The organism is Guopingia tenuis (assembly GCF_014384805.1).
GTDB lineage: Bacteria > Bacillota > Clostridia > Christensenellales > Christensenellaceae > Guopingia > Guopingia tenuis.
This window is the reverse complement of the sequence record NZ_JACRSS010000002.1, coordinates 66,670-87,880: the sequence shown is the minus strand read 5'-3', so window position 1 is coordinate 87,880 and position 21,211 is coordinate 66,670. Positions and strand designations below refer to the sequence as shown.

Annotated in this window: 18 protein-coding genes; all 18 read left to right on the top strand. The window is 45.7% G+C overall.

Annotation, left to right across the window (positions count from 1 at the left end; genetic code table 11):
* The first annotated feature begins 53 nt into the window (after positions 1-53).
* The 18 genes from H8693_RS05580 to H8693_RS05495 all read left to right on the top strand — a co-directional run bounded on the left by H8693_RS05580 (position 54) and on the right by H8693_RS05495 (position 21,184).
* The gene (locus H8693_RS05580; protein ID WP_249280169.1) at positions 54-1,505 is read left to right on the top strand and encodes a lactate racemase domain-containing protein; all 1,452 of its coding nucleotides are present in this window, start codon (positions 54-56) and stop codon (positions 1,503-1,505) included.
* 294 nt (positions 1,506-1,799) lie between these two features.
* Complete coding sequence (locus tag H8693_RS05575) at positions 1,800-2,945, top strand: tyrosine-type recombinase/integrase (protein ID WP_249280168.1); 1,146 nt, start codon at positions 1,800-1,802, stop codon at positions 2,943-2,945.
* A 365-nt stretch (positions 2,946-3,310) separates the two neighbouring features.
* Positions 3,311-4,657 carry a D-alanyl-D-alanine carboxypeptidase family protein gene (locus tag H8693_RS05570; RefSeq protein WP_249280167.1) on the top strand — a complete coding sequence of 449 codons (1,347 nt, stop codon included), beginning with the start codon at positions 3,311-3,313 and terminating at the stop codon, positions 4,655-4,657.
* A 19-nt stretch (positions 4,658-4,676) separates the two neighbouring features.
* Positions 4,677-5,351, top strand: a complete 675-nt coding sequence (locus H8693_RS05565) for a YveK family protein (protein WP_249280166.1) — start codon at positions 4,677-4,679, stop codon at positions 5,349-5,351.
* Entirely contained in the window at positions 5,342-6,058 is a 717-nt protein-coding gene (locus H8693_RS05560; protein WP_249280165.1) for a CpsD/CapB family tyrosine-protein kinase, read from the top strand. Before H8693_RS05565 ends, H8693_RS05560 begins: the two co-directional genes overlap by 10 nt.
* Positions 6,059-6,063: 5 nt before the next feature.
* Positions 6,064-6,696, top strand: a complete 633-nt coding sequence (locus H8693_RS05555; RefSeq protein ID WP_249280164.1) for a tyrosine-protein phosphatase — start codon at positions 6,064-6,066, stop codon at positions 6,694-6,696.
* Positions 6,697-6,700: 4 nt separating this feature from the next.
* Positions 6,701-7,765 carry an LCP family protein gene (locus H8693_RS05550; RefSeq protein ID WP_249280163.1) on the top strand — a complete coding sequence of 355 codons (1,065 nt, stop codon included), beginning with the start codon at positions 6,701-6,703 and terminating at the stop codon, positions 7,763-7,765.
* Positions 7,766-7,825: 60 nt separating this feature from the next.
* On the top strand, positions 7,826-9,709 hold the full coding sequence (locus H8693_RS05545; RefSeq protein WP_249280162.1) for a polysaccharide biosynthesis protein: 1,884 nt from the start codon (positions 7,826-7,828) through the stop codon (positions 9,707-9,709).
* 684 nt (positions 9,710-10,393) lie between these two features.
* Positions 10,394-11,479 (top strand): NAD-dependent epimerase/dehydratase family protein, encoded by a 1,086-nt coding sequence (locus H8693_RS05540; RefSeq protein ID WP_283243763.1) that lies wholly within the window; start codon positions 10,394-10,396, stop codon positions 11,477-11,479.
* 167 nt (positions 11,480-11,646) lie between these two features.
* Complete coding sequence (locus H8693_RS05535; protein ID WP_249280161.1) at positions 11,647-12,858, top strand: DegT/DnrJ/EryC1/StrS family aminotransferase; 1,212 nt, start codon at positions 11,647-11,649, stop codon at positions 12,856-12,858.
* Between the two features lie 32 nt (positions 12,859-12,890).
* Positions 12,891-13,589: a sugar transferase gene (locus H8693_RS05530; protein WP_249280160.1), complete on the top strand. Its 699-nt coding sequence runs from the start codon at positions 12,891-12,893 to the stop codon at positions 13,587-13,589.
* Between the two features lie 5 nt (positions 13,590-13,594).
* The gene (locus H8693_RS05525) at positions 13,595-14,785 is read left to right on the top strand and encodes a polysialyltransferase family glycosyltransferase (protein ID WP_249280159.1); all 1,191 of its coding nucleotides are present in this window, start codon (positions 13,595-13,597) and stop codon (positions 14,783-14,785) included.
* On the top strand, positions 14,785-15,429 hold the full coding sequence (locus H8693_RS05520) for an acylneuraminate cytidylyltransferase family protein (RefSeq protein WP_249280158.1): 645 nt from the start codon (positions 14,785-14,787) through the stop codon (positions 15,427-15,429). The genes H8693_RS05525 and H8693_RS05520 overlap by 1 nt, the downstream gene beginning before the upstream one ends.
* Before the next feature lie 83 nt (positions 15,430-15,512).
* Positions 15,513-17,096: an aldolase catalytic domain-containing protein gene (locus H8693_RS05515; RefSeq protein WP_249280157.1), complete on the top strand. Its 1,584-nt coding sequence runs from the start codon at positions 15,513-15,515 to the stop codon at positions 17,094-17,096.
* Positions 17,065-17,571 carry a KdsC family phosphatase gene (locus tag H8693_RS05510; RefSeq protein WP_249280156.1) on the top strand — a complete coding sequence of 169 codons (507 nt, stop codon included), beginning with the start codon at positions 17,065-17,067 and terminating at the stop codon, positions 17,569-17,571. Before H8693_RS05515 ends, H8693_RS05510 begins: the two co-directional genes overlap by 32 nt.
* Positions 17,572-17,589: 18 nt before the next feature.
* The gene (locus tag H8693_RS05505) at positions 17,590-18,714 is read left to right on the top strand and encodes a glycosyltransferase (protein WP_249280155.1); all 1,125 of its coding nucleotides are present in this window, start codon (positions 17,590-17,592) and stop codon (positions 18,712-18,714) included.
* A gap of 9 nt (positions 18,715-18,723) precedes the next feature.
* The gene (locus H8693_RS05500; protein ID WP_249280154.1) at positions 18,724-19,908 is read left to right on the top strand and encodes a glycosyltransferase family 4 protein; all 1,185 of its coding nucleotides are present in this window, start codon (positions 18,724-18,726) and stop codon (positions 19,906-19,908) included.
* Positions 19,909-20,089: 181 nt separating this feature from the next.
* Complete coding sequence (locus H8693_RS05495; RefSeq protein WP_249280153.1) at positions 20,090-21,184, top strand: O-antigen ligase family protein; 1,095 nt, start codon at positions 20,090-20,092, stop codon at positions 21,182-21,184.
* The last annotated feature ends 27 nt before the right edge of the window (positions 21,185-21,211 follow it).

The window sequence follows — 21,211 nt, the reverse complement described above, 5'->3', positions numbered from 1 at the left end:
TTTTTTTGCCTGTTTTGCTTCAAAGAAGAAGGAAGATAAAAGGAGGATGTCCTATGAAATTGGAATTTGAATATGGCCATGGAACTATGGCCGCCGAGCTGCCGGATAATACGGATGTGTTTATCCCGGGCGTGACCGTGCCGGATCCGCCCTATATTCCGGAAGATCAGCTAAAGGAAAAGACGCTGGAATCCATCCGCAATCCCATCGGGATGGAGCCTCTCTCCAAATTGGCCTTCAAAGGGGCCAAGGTGACCATTATTTTCCCAGACCGGGTCAAGGGCGGCGAACAGCCCACGTCGCACCGCAAAATCTCCATTCGGCTGATTTTGGATGAGCTGTATGCTGCGGGTGTGAAAAAAGAGGATATCCTTCTTATCTGCTCCAACGGGCTGCATCCCAAGAATAAGGAACAGGATATCCGCGCCGTCCTGGGCGATGAGCTGTTTAACGAATTTTGGTATACCCACCAGATCATCAACCACGACAGCGAGGACTATGACCATCTTGTCGATTTGGGGACGACCAAACGCGGCGATCCGGTTCTCATGAACAAATATGTTTATGACAGCGATGTCGCTATCCTGATCGGGCATACCCAGGGCAATCCCTATGGCGGCTATTCGGGCGGCTATAAGCACTGCGCCACAGGCATCACCCATTGGCGCTCCATCGCCTCCCATCATGTTCCCCAGGTTATGCACCGCGCCGACTTCACGCCGGTTTCCGGCCATTCCCTCATGCGCACCAAGTTCGACGAGATCGGCCAGCATATGGAAAAAATGATGGGCAAGAAATTCTTCTGCTGCGACGCGGTTTTGGACAGCAAGTCCCGCCAGATCGAGATCAACAGCGGCTGGGCCAAGGAAATGCAGCCGGTTTCCTGGAAGACGGCGGACAAGCGCACCTATGTCCCCTTTGCCGAGAAGAAATACGATGTGATGGTGTTCGGCATGCCGCAGAATTTCCACTACGGCGACGGCATGGGCACCAACCCCATCATGATGATGCAGGCCCTCTCCGCCCAGGTTATCCGGCATAAGCGGGTAATGAGCGAAAATTGCGTAATCATCTGCTCTTCCATCTGCAACGGCTATTTCCACGATGAACTATGGCCGTATCTCAGGGAGCTGTATGATATGTTCCAGCACGACTATAGCAACACGCTGCCGGATATGAACCGCTACGGCGAGTATTTTGCCACCAACGAGGAGTATATCCGCAAATACCGCTTCTGCAACGCCTTCCATCCCTTCCATGGATTTTCCATGATGTCCTGCGGCCATATTGCGGAGATGAACACCTCCGCCATCTATATCGTGGGCGCACAGGATCCGGGCTATGCCCGGGGCATGGGTCTCAAGACCCGCGCCACCTTTGAAGAGGCGCTGGAGGATGCCAAGCGGAAATTCGTTGGCCCCAACCCCAACATTCTGGCGCTGCCTCTGGCCTTCAAGACGGCGGCAGCCCACCTTTGCATGAAGGGCGAGGACCCGAAAGCCTGACAGAAAAAAAGCAGGAGCGCAGAGAATTTTCTCTGCGCTCTTTTTTTGTTGCATGTATAAAATGCAAAAAATCCGAAAGTATATTGCTATAGGTAGGATATTTGCCTGCTGAAACCTCTTTTATTTATGCGTTGCCCTATGCAAAAGCTATGCTAATTATAAGCCTTGCCCGCTATATTTGTCAATTCTGCTCCCGATGATATCGGCAATATACGGAGCGGTTTGCATGCGGGGGCTATTCGTGGTCAAATGCAGGGGTCAAAACACAATATATGTTTGCAAGGAGGAGTTCGCATGCCAAGAAGAGGAGAAAATATTCGCAAACGGAAAGACGGCCGCTGGGAAGGGCGTTTTATCAAAGGATATTCTTTGAGCGGAAAAGCGCAGTATGGCTATGTCTATGCCCCCACCTATGCCCAGGCCCGCGAGGCAAAACGACAGGCCCAGTTATCTCTTGAACAAAACGGCTGGGTGGCAAAATCCAAAGAGTCCCGGACCTTCCAGGAGGGCTTTACTTCCTGGCTCCAGGAAATCCGCCCCGCTATAAAGCCTTCCACCTATGCCCAATATCTATCCCTGTGGGAACGGTATATTGGGCCGGAATTGGGAACGGTCCCTCTAAAAAAGCTCAACTCGGAGCGCATTGATCTTTTTACGCACACCCTGGCCGCGCATGGGCGGGCGGACGGCAGCGGGCTTTCCCCCAAAACCGTCCGGGATACGCTTTCCATTATTAAATGTGCCGTGCGCTATGCCATAGAACGGGGATGGCTTCCTGAGGGGAAAATTATCTTCCGCCCCATCCGCCAATCTCCGGCCGCCGCCATCCAGGTGTTTTCCCCGGAGGAACAGCAGCGTCTGCTCGCCTTTTGGGAGGAAAGCGCCGCTAATTCGCCCTGCTGCTGCGGGATGATCCTGGCCCTGATGACCGGCTTGCGCATCGGAGAAGTCTGTGCCCTTACCTGGGATGATGTCGATTTAAAAAATGCGGTTCTGCATGTCCGCCATACGCTTCTTCGCATTCGGAATACGGCGGCAGACAGCCCTTCAAAAACAAAAGTTATCCTATGCGACCCAAAAACTCCATCATCGTTTCGAAACATTCCGCTTCCCCGGAGGCTGGTTCCCCTGTTTTCCCGCTTGCAGGCCCAGGCGCTCCCCCATTCTTTTTTATTGACCGGCAATCACGCTTTTCTGGAGCCCCGGACATATCTCAACCGCTATAAAGCCAGCCTGCGCGCCTTGAAGATCCCCCCTCGCTCCTTTCACACGCTTCGCCACACTTTTGCCACCCGCTGCATTGAAGCGGGGGTGGATATCAAAACGCTGAGCGAGATCCTCGGCCATGCGGGAGTGCAGATCACGCTGAACCAATATGTCCATTCCACGATGGAACAAAAACGATACCAGCTGGAGCGGCTGGCAAGCCACTTTCAATAGGTGTCAAAATTATGGTCACATGCCCTGGATAATGGCTGTATATTCATTCATTTATGCAGTTCTCCAAATAGCAATATACTTCCAGAAAAGCCGACAGAATATACCTTTTAGGCTTGACGAATTATAAAATATGGAGGTATACTAAGGACTAGGTATTTGCTTATGCAGATAGCAATATACTTTCGGAAAGAAAATTGAGCGGCTGGGTAATTTTGTTCTGTGGCCAAAAAGGGAGAGGATAAAATCAGCGGTCGCTGCAAAAAGAAAAATGGCGCAGTGGTATTATACCATGCGGAAACAAACGGATTTTTAGGGCTCATAGTTTGCAGAAAATGGGCAACAATATAGGAAAGGATGAACACTGTTTGAAGAGAGGAGCACGCGGATGGGGAAAAATATGGACGGCGCTCATTGCGGCAGCGGCGCTTTTAGGGACGACGCTGAGCGCATCGGCGGCGACGCTTCATATTCTGGGAACGGCCCCGGACAGCAAAAATCTTCAGGAAGATTGCGAAATTTTATTGATTTCAGATAACAAAACCGGTGCGGTTTTGACGGAAAAGAACGCGGGCGAAAAGACGACTCTCATCGGCGGCACGGTCCGCTGGATGGTGGCTCTTACCGCCGTCGATCACCTGGAATTATCCGAGGAGGTGACTCTGGAGGCGGCAGATCTCGAGCCCTTTCAGGGAAACCGCAAAATCGGCCTTCGGGCGGGACAAACTCTGACGGTCAGGGACCTCCTGGCGGCCATGATGGTGGACTGCGCCCAGGATGCCGCTGTGGCGCTGGCCAATAAGGCGGCGCAAAAGGCGGGAGCGGATGATTTTGTCGCTCTGATGAATGAGAAGGCAGCCGAACTGGGAATGAAGGATACGACCTTTAAAAATGCCACCGGCGCGCTGGACAGCGGGCAGGTGACAACGGCGAATGATCAGCTTCTGCTGGCGCGGGCGCTCTATGCCAATGAGGATCTGAGCGAGATTCTCTCCCTTAGCAGCTATACCATGGAGTCGGATAACAGAAACCTGCCCTCCTCGATCCGGAATTTTCTGACCATTATGGATCCGCAGGAGGATGACTATAATTCCCTGATCCAGGCGGCCTCCCGCGGAAGCGGAAGTGAAACGACATATATCGCCGCCCGGGCGAAAAACGACCAAAACGACCTGACCATTTTATTCTGGGCAGGTTCTACTTCGGTTTCCGCCTCGTATTCGCTGCTGGAGGATTTTTGTAGCCAGTATATGGGCATCCAGATGCTGGATGTCTCGGGACAGGTGGAAGAATTGGCGGCAGGAGTGACCGCGACGGTAAGCGGAAAAGAGGTCAGCGGCTGGACGCCCATTGTCAAGAGTATTACGGCCGCAGCCTATCCCGGTTTTGAACTGGATACGGCCCAGCTCCGGCTGACAGCGGATGCAGAGTCCGTGAAGGAGGAAAACGGCACGGCTACCATGACGGCCCGCCTTACCTATGGGGAGACGGAGATCGGGAGCGTTGTTTTGCAGGCGGTTTCCCAGGAGGCCTCCGCGCAGACTTCCCCGGCAGCTCCGCCGCAGAGTCCTGCTGAATCGCAGCCTGCCTCGGAAACGGAGCAGGGCAGCGGCGGAAACGGCGGCGCAGGATGGATTTTGATTACGCTGGCCGCGGCGGTCGTTGCAGGAGCGGTGATCGTTCTCGGGAAATTCCTGCAAAAGAAAATAAAATGAGAAGTAACAGGTAAAATACATGAGAGACTTTACAGTAAAAGATTTTTTTAAGGCAATACTGGATCATATCGTTGTTTTTGTTCTGATCCCCTTTATTGCCGTTGCGGTCACGGCGTTTATCAGCAGCAACGTTCTGCCGCCGGTTTATACGGCCAAGACCAGCCTTTATGTCATGAATCAGGCGTCGGATACCATCACATCCTCGGATGTCAACACCAGCACACTTTTGGTCAACGACTACCGCGCGTTTGCCCAGACCGACCGGGTAACCAAACAGGCGGCGCAGATTGCCGGCCTGGAGGATTTGGACGATTTCACCGTAAGCATTTCTTCGGAAGCCAACACGCGCATGCTTTATGTGAATGTGGAAGGGAAAGACCAGCAAAAAGTGGCGGTTGTCGCCAATGCGCTGGCACAAACGCTTTCGGAATGTATTTTGGAAGTGACGAACACGGAAAATATTTCGGTAATTGACCCGGCAGTCACGCCGACGGAAGCCTCCGGGCCGAGCCTGATGCGCAATGTACTGGCCGCCGGACTGATTGGCCTGGTGGTGTCGGCGCTGTTCATCCTGATTCTGGAGATGACCAACACCCGCATCCGGAATGCGGACGATGTGGAGAAGTTACTGGATCTGCCAGTTTTGGGGCAGATTCCGCGAGAAGATAACGGGGAGGACAAAAAATGGCGGTAAATATGAACGCAGCGGGAACGATTGTTCCCGAAGTCAGCGAGGCATTTAAAACCCTGCGGACAAACATAAGATTTTCCAGCGTAGATAAGGAGATCCGGACACTCGCCATTACCAGCGCCATGCCGGAAGAGGGAAAGACCACCGTTGCCATCTCTCTGGCCGCCGCCATGGCGGAGGAAGGAAAAAAAACATTGCTGGTGGAGGCAGACTGCCGCCGGCCAATGGTGGCCAACCGGCGCAGCCTGCGCCCGGCGACTAATTGGCTGGAGCTCCTCTATGATGACAGCATTCCCGTGATGAACGCGGTGGAGCCGACGCGCCAGAAGAATTTTTATTTTCTGGATTCCGGCCGGGACATGAAACGCCCGGTGGAGATTTTAAGCTCGAAAAAGTTTCGAATGCTGGTGGAAAAGCTGAAACAGGAATTTGATATCGTTATTTTCGATACGCCGCCGGTGGGCGTATTCATCGACGCCGCCATCCTTTCCGAAATGATGGACGGAACGCTGCTGGTGATCCGCGCGGGTATGGTGGATGCAAAGAAGGAACAGGAAGTGGTGGCGCAGCTCAAAAAAGCGAAGGCCAACATTTTGGGCGTGGCGCTCAACGGCGTCCGGTCCTATAGTGACGAATACGGTTACTACTACCGGGATGGCAAGAAACGCAAGAAGATCGCGAAAAAACGAGCTTTTAGCAGGAGGTCATAAGGCAGATGAAAGATCCGCACAGCCATGTTCTGTTTGGGGTAGATGACGGCGCGCAGACGCGTGAGGAATCCGTTGCCATGCTCAAGGCGGCAAAGGAGGCCGGCGTTACGGCGATTGTTGCCACTCCGCATATCCGGGAGGCGGACGCCCCCTGGGATCTTATAAAGGAGCGGTATGCTCTGGTGCGGCAGGAGGCTGCGGATCTGGGTATAGAACTGAGCTTGGGGGCTGAGGTGCATTGGAGGATTCTTTCCGGCCTTTCGCCCGAGGAAGCGGGAAAATATTGTTTTGAGGGCACGCGGAAGCTCCTGATGGAATTTGGCATGCACACCAGGCCCATGGATGAGCACCGCAAGCTCTATGAGCTGCAAAGAGAGGGGCTGGAAATTATCGTTGCCCATCCCGAGCGATATCAATATGTGCAAAAAAACTTGGAGATCGCTCTGGACTGGCAGGCAATGGGGTGCACGCTGCAGATCGACGCTTTGGAGCTGCTGGGCGGGCCGCTGCGCCCGAGCCGCCGCTGCGCAGAAAAGCTGATGCGGCAGGGATTTTCCGGAATTTTTGGATCGGATGCGCATTCGGCAGCGGACTATAAACAGTTTGGGCGCATCGCAAAACGACTGCCGAGGGGGTAAGAGAATGGCAAAACACCGCAAAGGCGATAAGAAAAAGAAGCCGCTGGCTCTCAGAATTACATTATGGGTGCTGCTGGGAATTTTGGTGGCAGTTTTGGCGGTAGGGGGATATTATCTCATTCGGCTGAATGGCATGACGGATAATTCCGTGCAGGTGACGGAGCCGCCGGCGGATATCAAAACGCCCGAGCCCGAGCCTTCGCTGGAGCCGGTGGAGTCGCCGGACGACCTAGATGTGGATTATGACGATCCGCTGGATGGCGGCGTATATGAAGAATCCATTTATAAAGTGGATACAATTGATGAAAATGTCGTCAATATCCTGGTACTCGGAGAAGATACCCGCGAAGGGGAATCGGGCGGCCGCTCGGATACGATGATGGTTCTCTCCTATAACAAAAAGACGGGAACTGCTAAACTGGTTTCCGTCCTGCGGGATACTTATGTTCCCATTGCAGGGCACGGAACCTGGAACCGCGTCAACACGGCATACCGCTTTGGCGGCGTGGGCATGGCCATCAACACCATTAACCAGAATTTTGGTTTGGATATCCAATATTATATTTCCACTGATTTTCAAAATATGCAGGAAATGGTGGATATGTTGGGCGGCTTGGAGCTTACGCTAACAAAGGAAGAGGCTGCGTATATTAACAAGACTACGAAAACATCGGATCTTCCCGAAGAGGACGGGACCTATACACTCAATGGAGCGCAGGTTCTCACGCACAGCCGCAACCGCAAGATGGGGGACGGCGACTGGGGCCGGACGCGCCGGCAGAGGGATGTGCTGCTTTCATTTTTCAATCGGGCAAAGCAGGAAAAGGATGTTGCTTCGCTTTTGTCGCTGATCAACGGAATGACAGAGCATGTAAAAACCAATATGTCCCTGGGGATGATGCTGGATCTGGGAAAAGCGGCTGTATTCTCCGGCAATTTCACGTTGCAGGGCGGGCATATTCCCTTTGACAAGACATGGAATTACGCCCGGGTAAACGGCGCCAGCGTAATCAAAGCAGATCTGGACAAGAATAAGGAATTGGTATTGGAATTCCTTTATGAAAAGTAGGACATTGCTGCATATAGAAGCGGCATTTTTGGAAGTAAAGTTGAGAGGATATAAGCAAGCATGCACAAGGGAAGTCGTTCCCGCGTATTCGCGGTACTATTTGACATAGTATGGGTAATCATTGCCTTGACGCTGGGAATATTGCTGCGTTTTGAAGGCAATGGGGCTATACAGTGGAATACGGGATATTTTCTGAGATATTGTGTTCTTGGCATCTGCACCTATATTCCGGTGTTTATTCTGGGCGGGATCTATTCCATTCTCTGGAAATATGCCGGCGGACGGGAATTGGCGATGCTCACGGGGCTGAGCATTCTGGCCGGATTTTTGGGGCTTGTCATAAGCCGCATCCTTGGCCTGGGGCTGTCCTGGGCGGTGCTTTGCATTGCCTGTGTGCTTGTGATTGCTCTTACCGGCGGCGCCCGCATGCTGGTTCGTGCGTACCGTCCCCGCATGCGCAAAGGGGACAAAAAAGGAACTCCCGTGAAATATAAGCGCCTGATGATCGTGGGCGCGGGCAGTGCCGGTGCCTATGTAATAAAAACCTGTAACCGGAACAAGAGCGCTATCGGAGAGCCGATTCTGGCCGTGGACGACGACCCGGCCAAACAGGGCTTGAAGATCCAGAACATTCCCATCCGGGGAAACTGTGAGAATATTCCCACGCTGGCTGTGAAATACGGCATTGATGAGATCATCATTGCCATATCCGCCCTCTATAACGTAAATATGGATCGGGTGGCCGAGCTTTGCGGCAGGACCCGCTGCCGGGTCCGCGTTCTTTCTCAGATTCAGGGGATCGGCAAAATGGCAGAAAAATTTCAGCTGCGGGAGCTGGAAATATCCGATCTGCTTTCCCGGGAGGAAACGCATCTGAAAACCGAGGAGATCAGCAGCTATCTGACGGATAAGGTGATCCTGGTATCGGGCGGCGGCGGTTCCATCGGTTCCGAGCTTTGCCGGCAGATCGTGAAATTTGCCCCGAAACTGCTGGTGGTGTTCGATATCTATGAAAATACCGTGTATGACCTGGAATGTGAGCTCAAGCGGATGTATAACGGGGAATGCCATTTCCAGGCCGAGATTGGCTCGATCTGTGATTCCCGGCGGCTGCGGGAGGTGTTTGCCCATTACCGGCCGCAGGTCGTGTTTCATGCCGCGGCCCACAAGCATGTTCCCCTCATGGAGTTTTCTCCCAAGGAGGCGGTAAACAACAACGTCTTTGGAACACAGAATCTCATTGAGACGGCCCAGGAGTTCGGCGTGGAGCGGTTTGTTATGCTCTCTACGGACAAGGCCGTGAACCCTACGAATGTCATGGGTGCAACCAAACGCATCAACGAGATGATGGTGCAGCTGGCGGCACAGGCGGGGAAAATGAAATGCATGGCCGTCCGCTTCGGCAATGTGCTGGGTTCGCATGGCAGTGTTGTTCCCCTGTTCCAGGCCCAGATCAAAAGCGGCGGGCCGGTGACGGTGACGCATCCGGATATCGTGCGGTATTTCATGACGATTCCCGAAGCAGCCCAGCTGGTGCTGCAGGCGGGCGGCCTGGCGCAGAGCGGCTGTACCTATGTTCTGGATATGGGAGAACCCATCCGGATTTTGGATCTGGCGAAGAAAATTATCCGTTTCTATGGCTATACGCCGGGAGAAGATATGCCCATCCAATTTACCGGGCTGCGGCCTGGAGAAAAAATGTATGAAGAACTCATGACGGAAGAAGAACGGGGAAAATTGATAAAGACATCCCATGAGAAGATTTTCGTTGCACCGCTTTTGCATATCGATCGGGCGGATTTTGAACAGAAACTTGCGCGTCTTGGAAAAGTTTCTTATAATGAGGCGGCGGAAGAGGCAGATGTGCAGAAAGTGATGAAAGAAATTGTTCCCTCCTATCAATGGACGGGGGAGAGCGATACCTCCCAGAAACAAGAGGCATAAATGCGGCAGGCTGGACCAATTGCCGGCTGCAAATGTGGCAAAAAAATAAAATGAAGAAAGCAGCAATATTTATGTGTTCTCATACAGAAAAAGAGAACCTGAATCAACGGCATTTGTTTTTTTGAAGCAATATGCAATGGAGTAAAGCAGTGTGAATCTTATGTCCGCCTGTGTAGCCGCAGCCTTAAAAAGGCCAAGTGGATTTAACCGCGGGAAGAACTGCACAAGCAGTGAGCATAGTTGGGGCCGGATTATGTTGGGCTATGCTGGGCGGCTAATGAACGGCGGGGGAAAATGAAAAATTTTCTATATAGCAGCATCTATTCGATGTAAAGAGGCGGTTTTTCAATTTCCCAATGAGGTATGTAATGATCCGTGTGCCAATGGGATGAAATAGTTATAAAGCGAAAATATACTTGAGCGAAAGCAATCCTTATGCCTCATCAGGGAAATAATTGATCTGGCGCAGTGGGGGAAAATAGCTGCAGCCAAAGCTGGATAAATTATATAAATAAATGTACTCCGGGATGTTGGGATAAGTATTTTTAGAAGGATATAACTGCCCGGCACAATATAATAATGCCGGAAGAAACAACTAATATAAGGATAAAAATATCTGCAATTGCGGGGCAAGCGTAGATTTTAAGAAAGACATATAATTTAGATCAAAAAGGTGACAAAAATATGCAATATATCAGTCTGGAAAATAAAAAGATTTTGATAACTGGAGCAGCCGGATTCATTGGTTCCAATTTGGCGATGGAATTACTGGAAACCATCCCGTCTGTTGCAATTATTGGCATTGATAATTTGAATGATTATTATGATGTTTCCATTAAAGAATATCGATTAAAAAGAATTGAAAAAAAGGCGTCAGAGCATGAGGAATCCTCCTGGATTTTTATTAAGGCAGATATTTCTGATAAATCTGTGGTCGACGTTTTGTTTCAACTTTATAAACCGGATATTGTAGTCAATTTGGCGGCGCAGGCGGGCGTGCGCTATAGTATTACAAATCCAGATACTTATATCCGATCAAATCTGGATGGATTTTATAATATTCTGGAAGCCTGCAGGAATTCCTATAATGGTGGAGCGGAAGGTGTGGAACATTTAGTCTATGCCTCCTCGTCTTCGGTTTATGGCGGAAATACAAAACTTCCTTTTTCAACGGAAGATATGGTGGATCATCCGGTGAGCCTTTATGCTGCCACGAAGAAATGCAACGAACTGCTTGCCCACGCATATAGCAAAGTCTATAATATCCCATCGACAGGACTTCGCTTTTTTACTGTCTATGGCCCTGCCGGACGGCCGGATATGGCTTATTTCGGGTTTACCAACAAATTATTAAAAGGTGAGAAAATTCAGATTTTTAATTACGGAAACTGTAAGCGGGATTTTACCTATATTGATGATATCGTTCATGGGGTAAAACTGGTAATGCAGGCTCCGCCGGAGAAAAAAACCGGAAAAGATGGATTGCCGATACCGCCATATGCAGTATATAACATTGGAAACAGCAGCCCGGAAAACCTGTTGGATTTTGTGAATATTCTCCAGCAAGAGTTGATCCGTGCCGAGGTGTTGCCTAAAGATTATGACTTTGAAGCCCATAAAGAATTGGTTCCCATGCAGCCCGGAGATGTCCCTGTTACTTATGCAGATACCAGCGCCCTCGAAAGGGATTTTGGGTTTAAACCCGGGACGAAACTAAGAGAAGGCCTGCGGCGTTTTGCAGAATGGTATAAGGAATTCTATAAAATATGAGTCCTGTGCCCTTCCCAGGGGGAAAGGTTGAGAAACTGTAATAGAGATAGGAAACGGGGGCAGGCGCAAAGAATGGCCTGAAAAAATTCTGGCAAATTGCCAAATATTTGATAGGCGTTAAAAACTGAGTATGATACATGGCTATAGATTATGGAGGGGATACGAATATGAAAAACAGGAGCATTTCATTCAGCCCGCCAGATATTTCAGAACTTGAAATCCAGGAAGTATGCGAGACGCTTCGTTCCGGATGGATCACTACGGGGCCTCGGGTCAAAGAGTTTGAAAATCGATTGGCAGAATACTTTCATACCAACAAGGTGGTGTGTCTTAATTCTGCCACGGCTTCGGAGGAATTGATTCTTCGCCTGTTGGGAATTGGAGAAGGGGACGAGGTTTTAGTTCCGGCATATACCTATACGTCTTCCGCGTCTGCGGCAATTCACGTTGGGGCTGTTGTTAAGTTTATTGATTCACAGCTGGATTCCTGTGAGATGGATTATGATGCCATGGAAGCGGCCATTACGGAAAAAACAAAAGCGATTATCCCTGTCGATTTAGGGGGGATTGTCTGCGATTATGATCGGATTTTTGAAGCAGCAGAGGATAAAAAGAATCTTTTTACTGCATCCAATAATATTCAGAATGCGATAGGGCGCGTAGCTATCGTCGCAGACTGCGCTCATGCAATGGGTGCATCCCGGCATGGAAAAATGGCTGGAGAGATTGCTGACTTTTCAGCGTTTTCGTTTCATGCAGTAAAAAACCTAACAACAGCAGAGGGCGGTGCGGCCACATGGAGAAACATTCCGGGATTGGATGACCAAGCTGTTTATCATCAATTTCAGCTATACAGTTTACATGGACAGTCAAAGGATGCGCTGGCAAAAACCCAGCTTGGTTCCTGGGAATATGATATCGTTGGCCCATGGTATAAATGCAATATGACGGATATTATGGGAGCGATAGGGCTGCGGCAGCTGGAACGCTATCCCCAATTGCTGACCAGGCGGAAAGAAATAATTGGAAAATATGATGCGGTGTGCGATAAATTGGGCGTGAAGCATCTGGTTCATTATGGAGAGGATTTTCAATCTTCAGGACATTTGTATTTGGCAAGGGTCCCGGGCATTAGCTGTGAACAGCGCAATGAAATTATTACTCAAATGGCGAAACGAGGGATTGCCTGCAATGTACATTATAAACCTCTGCCGATGATGACCGCCTATAAGAAATATGGATGGGATATTAAGGATTTCCCCAATGCATACCATTATTTTGAAGAAGAAATTACTTTGCCTTTGCATACAAAGCTATCAGACGAAGATGTGGAATATGTAACAGCAAATTTTGAGGATGTTGTTAAAAAATATCTCTGAATAGATACCGGAAATAATATGGTGGTAAAAACATGAGATGGAGAAAGTGGGAAGAATTGCCAAAGGAATTTCAGATTCCCGAAGTTCGAGCTTATTACGACGTTCTTTCCAAGCGACAGTTTAGCCTGAGACTGAAAAGATGCTTTGATATTCTGCTTGCGTTGGTTATGTTAGTTTGTTTGAGCCCTATTATGTTGGTTGTTGCCGTTGCCATTGTTTTGGATTCGCCGGGAGGTGTTTTTTACCGCCAAGAACGAGTAACACAATATGGAAAGGTATTTCAAATACATAAATTTCGGACGATGGTGTCAAATGCAGATAAGATTGGGTCACATGTTACCGTGGAAAATGATCGGCGGATCACACGAGTGGGAAAATTCCTCCGAAAGTACAGGCTGGATGAACTTCCACAATTGATAGATGTATTGCGGGGAGACATGTCTTTTGTCGGGACCAGGCCGGAAGCCATAAAATTTGTAAAGAAATACAGCCAAGAGATGTGTGCCACCTTATTGTTGCCTGCTGGAATTACTAGTGAAGCTAGTATACGGTATAAAGATGAGGCGGAGCTGCTCGATGCGGCAGATAATGTGGACAAAGTTTATATAGAGAATGTGCTTCCAGAGAAAATGAAATATAATCTCGAAAGCATTAGAAAATTTTCTTTTATTGGGGATCTGACAACTATGGCCCGGACAGTATTGGCAGTTTTGGGAAAAAAGTATAAGTAAAGAAGTTGAAAGAGAAGCGTCCAATGCAAAAAAAAGGGATAGATATTTTATTTTTCGAGCGTCCGTTAGTTGACCTGAAAAAGTTCGCTTTTAAGATTGCGAAAGAAATAAAGAAAAAGGACAGCTCTGTGTTTATGGGGGCTGTCTGTATAGAATTGCCGACGGAGGAAGAGAAAAAGGAGAGTTTCATTGATTATTTTTATCACCGAAAGCAAATAAAAAATATTGATGATTTCTTGATTTCTCAAGAAGTAAAAATTATTGTATTTACTCAATGCCGGATACCGGATCTGGAGTTTATTCTTCATGCGAAAAAACTGGGAATAAAAACGATTATGCTGCAAGAAGGCGTTATGTTTGACGGAATGAATATCAACGACGTTTCGGCAGCAAATGCGATATCAGTTATCGGGCAGCTTTCCAAGGTATTTGAATATTTAAATATTGTCCGACATATGTGCCGTTATGATGGGAAATCATTTGTCAAAGTTATCGCAGAAGTATTAAAAAAGAAAAAGAATATTACCATGATTGTGGAAGCGCAGTTTTCTATGCGCCTTATAGCTGAATATATATTGACAATGGGCGAATATTGGGATGAATACTATATGTCGCATCATGGGTATACAAAGGATCAGATAAGATTAATCGGAGACCATGATCTGGATGGATTTATCCCGGGCGGCAAAAAAGAAGAAGCCATTTGCTATATAGCCAATGCTTTAGTGGAAGATGGAAGCGCCAAAAAAAAGGATCTCGAGAAATTCCTTGCATCGTTTGCGGATTTAGTTGATAAGACAACAAAGCTGTATGTCAAGTTACATCCGCGCAGTGACCAAAGTTTATATAAGATATTAAATGATCATAATATTGAGTATATACGCAATGGAAGATTGCCTTCAGTGAATGTGTATGTGGGCCATAGATCTGCCTTGTTGGGAAGAGCTTTATATGAATCGGACAATCTTATTATTTGGAAATTTCCGAATGAGGAATTCAGCTTTTATGAACGGTATGCAACAGCTGTATGCACGAATAAAAAGGAGTTAGAGAACGCGCTAAAGCTGGTAGATATCTCTTCACATACAAACGATAAGCTGGAAGCTATTTCTAAAGTGTATTGGAATAATCCCAAAGGTTCCATGAAATGTGCCGCCGAGTTAATATATGATTATATGAAGGGGATAAAAATATAATGAGTATAGTTGCCATAATGCCAATTAAATTAATAAATGAAAGATGCCCAGGGAAAAATACCCGGATGCTTGGGGGAAAGCCCCTCCTCCAATATGAACTGGACCGTCTAAAAGAGACGGGGTTTTGTGACAGTATCAATGTTTATTGCAGCGATGAAGCGGTTATTCCGTTTTTGCCGGAAGGCGTTGTATTTATTCAAAGACCGAAATTTTTAGATTTGCCGACATCCAATTTCACACAGATTTTTGATAACTTCAGGGCTGTAATAGAGGCCGACATATATGTATATGCACATGCAACCGCCCCGTTTATTACAGTAGAAACAATGAAAGAGTGTATTGGGGCGGTAAAATCTGGAGAGTATGACTCCGCTTTTTGTGCGGTAAAGCTCCAGGATTATTTATGGCAAGATGGCAGACCTTTGAATTTTGATGCATCTGATTTGCCGAGGACACAGGATCTGAAGCCGATATATCAGGAAACGTCCGGTGTCTATGTTTTCACAAAAGAAGTCTATGAAAAGTATCGGAGACGAATTGGCAAAAAGCCATTTATTAAAGAGGTGTCTATTAAAGAATCTGTTGATATAGATCATCCGGAAGATTTTGCTTTAGCCGAAGCTTTGATAAATGTTGAATTATAAAAATTGAGTATGGCTTTGGGTTAAAGCATTTTACATATTGCTTGATTTATTTATATTCGATAGAAAGGGGAAGGAAAACCAGCATGAATACACTGAAAGTATTGGATGTGACGCTTCGGGATGGGGGCTGTGTTAATGATTTTAACTTTGGACAGACCTATATGGAGAAAATCTTAGCGGCACAAGAGGCGTCGGGTGTAGATGTTATTGAAATGGGTTATATCGATGAAAATAAAGGATCCGAATCCGGCAGAACCCAGTATATAAATGAAAAAGTAATCCCTCATTGCATACTAAAACATAAGAAACCAGGGGTTTTATATGTTGCTATGATGGATTATGGCAAATTTAACGTGGATAATCTGCATCCAAGGACAGAAGAGGGGATTGATGGAATTCGTCTGGCGTTTCATAAAAAAGATAGACAGGCTGTTATTTCTATCGGACGCAAGATTCTGGATAAAGGCTATAAACTTTATATCCAGCCAATGATAACTTTGCGTTATAGCGATGCGGAATTATTAGAGTTTATTGGACTGGTTAATACAAAACTCCCGGATGCATCAGGATTTTATATTGTTGATAGCTTTGGAGAAATGCGTCCAAATGATATGAGCCGGGTTTTAAACCTGGTTGATCATAATTTGATTTCTTCTATGATATTAGGGTTCCATTCGCATAACAATTTGCAGATGTCATATTCTAATGCAATTGCCATGCTTCAGTTCCCTACAAACAGAGATATCATGCTTGACTGCTCTATTATGGGGATGGGAAAGGGCGCCGGGAATCTTAATACGGAACTTCTTCTTGAACATCTGAATCTGTATTATGGGAAGAATTACCGCATAGCCCCGTTGCTTGAGGTGATTGATACTGTGATAAACCAACTGCACTCGGAATTTTATTGGGGATATGCTCCGGAATACTATCTTTCTGCAGTTCATCGATGCTCCCCCAGCTATGCCAGCCATTTTTATAATAAGCATATGCTTCCCATCGATCAGGTGGGAGAGCTGCTGGGGCTGATCGTGCCTGAGAAAAAAATATCTTTTGATAAAAATTATGCGGAAGAAATATATCGGCGGTATAACGACAGCAAATCCGTAGATGACGCGGCAGCGGTTGCAGATTTGGAGGCGGCATTTCGCGGGAAGACTCTTTTGCTTATCGCGCCGGGGAAGAGCATTGGGGCTGCCATGGAAAAGATAAGATCCATTGCAGAACAAGAGGATGTTGTAACGCTGGGATTAAATACGGTATTGGATTGCAATGATTATCTTTTGACGACTCGCAAAGATATTTATGACAGCGCTATTGCCGCCGGATTAAACATTATTGTCTGCTCCAATATATCAAAAGGCGGGAGAGGAAACGTAAAAATTTTGAATTACGGAAACTGGATTGATGTAGATGAAAGAACGCATGATTCTTCTTCAGTAATTGCTTTTAATCTATTGAGGGCATGTGGCGTGAAAAAGGTGAAATTAGCTGGGTTTGACGGTTTTTCTGTAAATATCAATGAGAATTATTACGATCCCAATCTCAGACATCCGGTGAATGCGGAACAGGTTGAGAGAAGAAATAGATATTACAAAAACTTTATCAACAGAATACGGGATGAAGGCGTAACTGTTGAATTTGTTACACCGTCTCAATATGAATAAAATGAAAAAAGTAAAGTATTTAATAATGGATGTCGATGGGACATTGACAGATGGAAAAATATATATGAGCGGTCATGGGGAAGCGTATAAAGCTTTTAATATAAAGGATGGGTACGGGATCCATGATATCGCTATTCCGGCGGGGATTATTCCGGTGATTATTACAGGAAGAAGTTCGGATATTGTTTTGCAACGCGGCAGCGAACTTGGGATAAAGGATATATATCAAGGGGTGATAGATAAAATAGAAAAAATGCAGTCGGTCGCCCCGGATCTCTCAAAAGTCGCATATATTGGAGACGACATCAATGATTTATCTTGTATGCTGTTAATAAAGGAGGCGGGAGGACTGGTTGGCTGCCCTAAAAATGCTGCGAGGCAGGTCATTGAAGTATCTGATTATATTGCTGACCACAACGGTGGAGAGGGAGCTGTTCGGGACTTTATTGAATGGCTTTTGGATGAATCCCAATAAAGTATTAGAGGTGATAAAATGAAAACGGTTATGTATGTGAGAGCCAATGGAATATACAGCGATTCCAGGGCGACAAAAGAAATCACCTCTATACTTAGGGCCGGGTATCAAGTATTAATTGTAGGGTGGGACAGAGAAGGCCATTCAGAAGAAAAGTGTAAAGAGGTTTTTTCAAAGTATTTGAAGCAAATTAAGATTTGCATGTTCAACTATCAGGTGCAGGATCATGTTGGCTTTAAAAATATAGGAAAACTGTATAAATGGTTAAGATTCGTCGCCAATATTTTACACAAAAATAAGGACAAGGTGGATATTGTTCATGCCTGCAACCTTGATACGATTCTATTGTGTTACAAAAAGTGCAAAAAGTATAATATCAAAATCGTATATGATATTTTTGATTATTATGTTGATGGCCATGGATCGATTCCAAGCTGTTTACGGTCCTTTATTGAAAAGCTGGAAATAGGAATTATTGACACGGCGGATGTAACTGTAATCTGCACAGATGAACGAAGAGAGCAGATTGCAAAATCATCCCCCAAAAAAATCATTGTGGTGCATAACACCCCGGAAGTAGAATGGCTTCATAACGATATAGAATATGATTATTTTTATTGCGGAACGTTTTGTATTCAACGTTTAATTGAAGAGATTTTTAAAAAGTATAAAGATAACAGTGATCTGAAATTTGGCTTTGCAGGTTATGGATTATATAAAGATCAGGCCAAGGAGCTGGATAAAAAGTATGAAAATTTTAAATATTTAGGACAGATTATGTATAAGGATTGCCTCATAAACGAGTCAAAGTCTATCTGTTTATCTGCAATTTATGAGCCCACGATCCGAAATCACCGGCTTTGTGCGCCAAATAAATTCTATGAATCGTTAGCTTTGGGAAAACCGGTTATCGTATGCAGAGGCACGGGGATTGATAAAGTTGTCGAAAAATATAATATCGGAATTGTGATAAACTATGATGTAAATGAGTTCTATGATGCAGTAAGAGCTTTCAAATCGAACCCTGCAATGTGTGAGGAAATGGGGAAAAGGGCCAGAAACTTATATGATGAGAAATATAATTGGGGCTTAATGGAAAAGATCTTGCTTGATGAGTATGAAGCTATGTTGAGAAAAGAGTAGGGAATATAAATGGAAAATAAAAAAATACTTTTTACGGGCTGGTATCCTAATCCGGTAGAAAAATATAAAAATGTTTTCTTTCAAAATTTAATATTTGCCATCGCTGATACGGGGATAAACTGCACTGTCATTTCTCCTGTTTCATATATGAGATACAGAAAGAAAATCAAAACGATACCAAGAGAAACTGTGCATACTACGCCTGCCGGGAATAAAGTGCGCGTTATATATCCAAGAGTATTTTCTGCGTCTTCCAAACAGATTGGTTCCTATAACACTGAAAAACTTACAGAAAAATGGTTTGAAAATGGGGCCATAAAAGCTGCAAAAAAAATAAGAAAAGCAGGGGAAATTTTTGATGCTGTCTATGGGCATTTTTTCTTGTATGGGGGATTAGCTGCAATAAAAATCGGCAGACTGCTGAAAATTCCTTCCTTTGTGGCTTTTGGTGAATGCGACTATGAATCGCAAGTGCAAAAGACGTATGGGGATCTGACTTCAAAAGACATTGAAGGCCTTGCGGGCGTTATTTCTGTTTCAACAAAGAATGCGAAAAAGTTAGATGAACTTGGAATTTTTCAGGATATTCCAGTCATTATTGCCCCAAATGCAGTGGACCACCAGCTGTTTAGAAAACTGGATAGGAAAGAATGCAGGGAAAAGTTAAATCTGCCGCTGGATAAATTTATCGTAGGATTTGTCGGAGGATTTATTCAACGCAAAGGGGATAAACGCCTGTTAGAGGCTATAAACACAATAGATGATGCCTATGTGGTTTTTGCAGGTGTGCCGGGGAATGGAGATGTTCCTCCTTCGGGAGAGCGGGTACTTTTTTGTGGACCTTTAGAGCACGAGCAAGTGCCTGTGCTGCTGAATGCGGTGGATGTTTTTTGCCTGCCTACGCTCAGCGAAGGTTCATGCAATGCAGTGGCAGAAGCATTGTCGTGTGGGGTTCCGGTTGTGTCGTCAAACTTGTCATTTAATGATGATGTTTTAAATGATAATAATTCAATTAGAATAGATCCCAATTCTGTTGACGAAATTCGGCAGGCGCTTATTTTGCTGAAAGATAATATTTCTGTAAGAAGGGAACTGGGGAATAAAGGGTTCCAGGATTCACAGGAATTGTCAATTCATCGGCGGGCAAAAAAAATATTGGATTTTATATCGATGGCCGGTCGCGGTGGCCGTTAAGCGGAACCAAGTTAATTTTTAGAAGCGGCATTTTCTTCTTAGTTATGCGGGGATATTCCTGGGGGTATTTAATTTGCGAGCTCGTTTTTGTTCAATCGTAAATAATTTGAAATTTATAGTTGTCGGATTGTTCTTTGTCTATACACTATGGTTTCAATATGCTTTTTATGAGATAGACGGAATGCTTATCGGCCTGGGAATCTCTCTGCTCGTATTAGAAGCGCTCTCTATCAAAAAATTACAATACTATAAGCCGTTATTTTTTGTTTTCATCTTCATTTTATTTGCGGCCCTATTTGGAATTCCTTTTGCCGCCTATCAAAACATAACGGTATCCGCATTTATCAATGTAATGGAATTATTAATTCCCATGATATGTATATTTAGCTGCATAGATTATGATTATAATAGATTTAAAAAGATAATGGCAATTTTGTGCGGCACGATATTTGCACTGTCTATCTCCTTATTGGTTAAAGGGACGGCAAGTTATACGGGCGCCCTGGTAATTAGTGATTTAAATTCGAATGTATATTCTTCTTTTATTTTGCTCGGGGTGATGTCTACATTATTTCTGATGAGCAGTACCAAGAATAAAATTGCCATGATCTTATTGATCGTGATATTAGCAACGGAATGTGTAGCGCAAGTGCTGGCCGCATCAAGAAGAGGAGTAATAGTGATATTATTTCTCCTTTTGACGTTTTTTCACTCTTTATTATTTATTAAATATAAGAGAAACGCCGGATACAAGATATTTATAATCATAGTATTTATAGCATTATTAATTATCCTATATTTACAGGCGGATTCCTTGTCCTCCTTAGTTGTTGTCGATAGATTGTTCGGCGGGCCGACGGGCGGTGATATGCAGCGGGCGGCGTATCAATCAGTTGCATGGGAACAGTTCCTAAAAAGTCCCATCTGGGGCAATGGCTTGGCCTCAGTCCAGGGAGAGATAAATGTATATAGCCACTCCTTATATTATGAATTGCTGGCATGCACGGGAATAGTTGGCATGTTAATGATGGTGTTGCCGTTAATTAAAAAGGCCCTGTTCTTTTGGAAAAGATCCATTTCCGATCAAAATATTGAAAGAAAAATGGAAACAAGGACCTTATGCTGGAGCGTTATTTGCGTTTTGGTGACGGGAATTACGGTTGTATTTATTTATGATGCTGTATTTTATGTCTTTTTGGCTGTGTTTGCAGCATATCAGGGAATTATTGCCAAAGGCTTATTGAATGCTGAGGTAATAAAGGAAAAACAGAAATAGAATATTATTTGCTGCGGTGTATAAAAT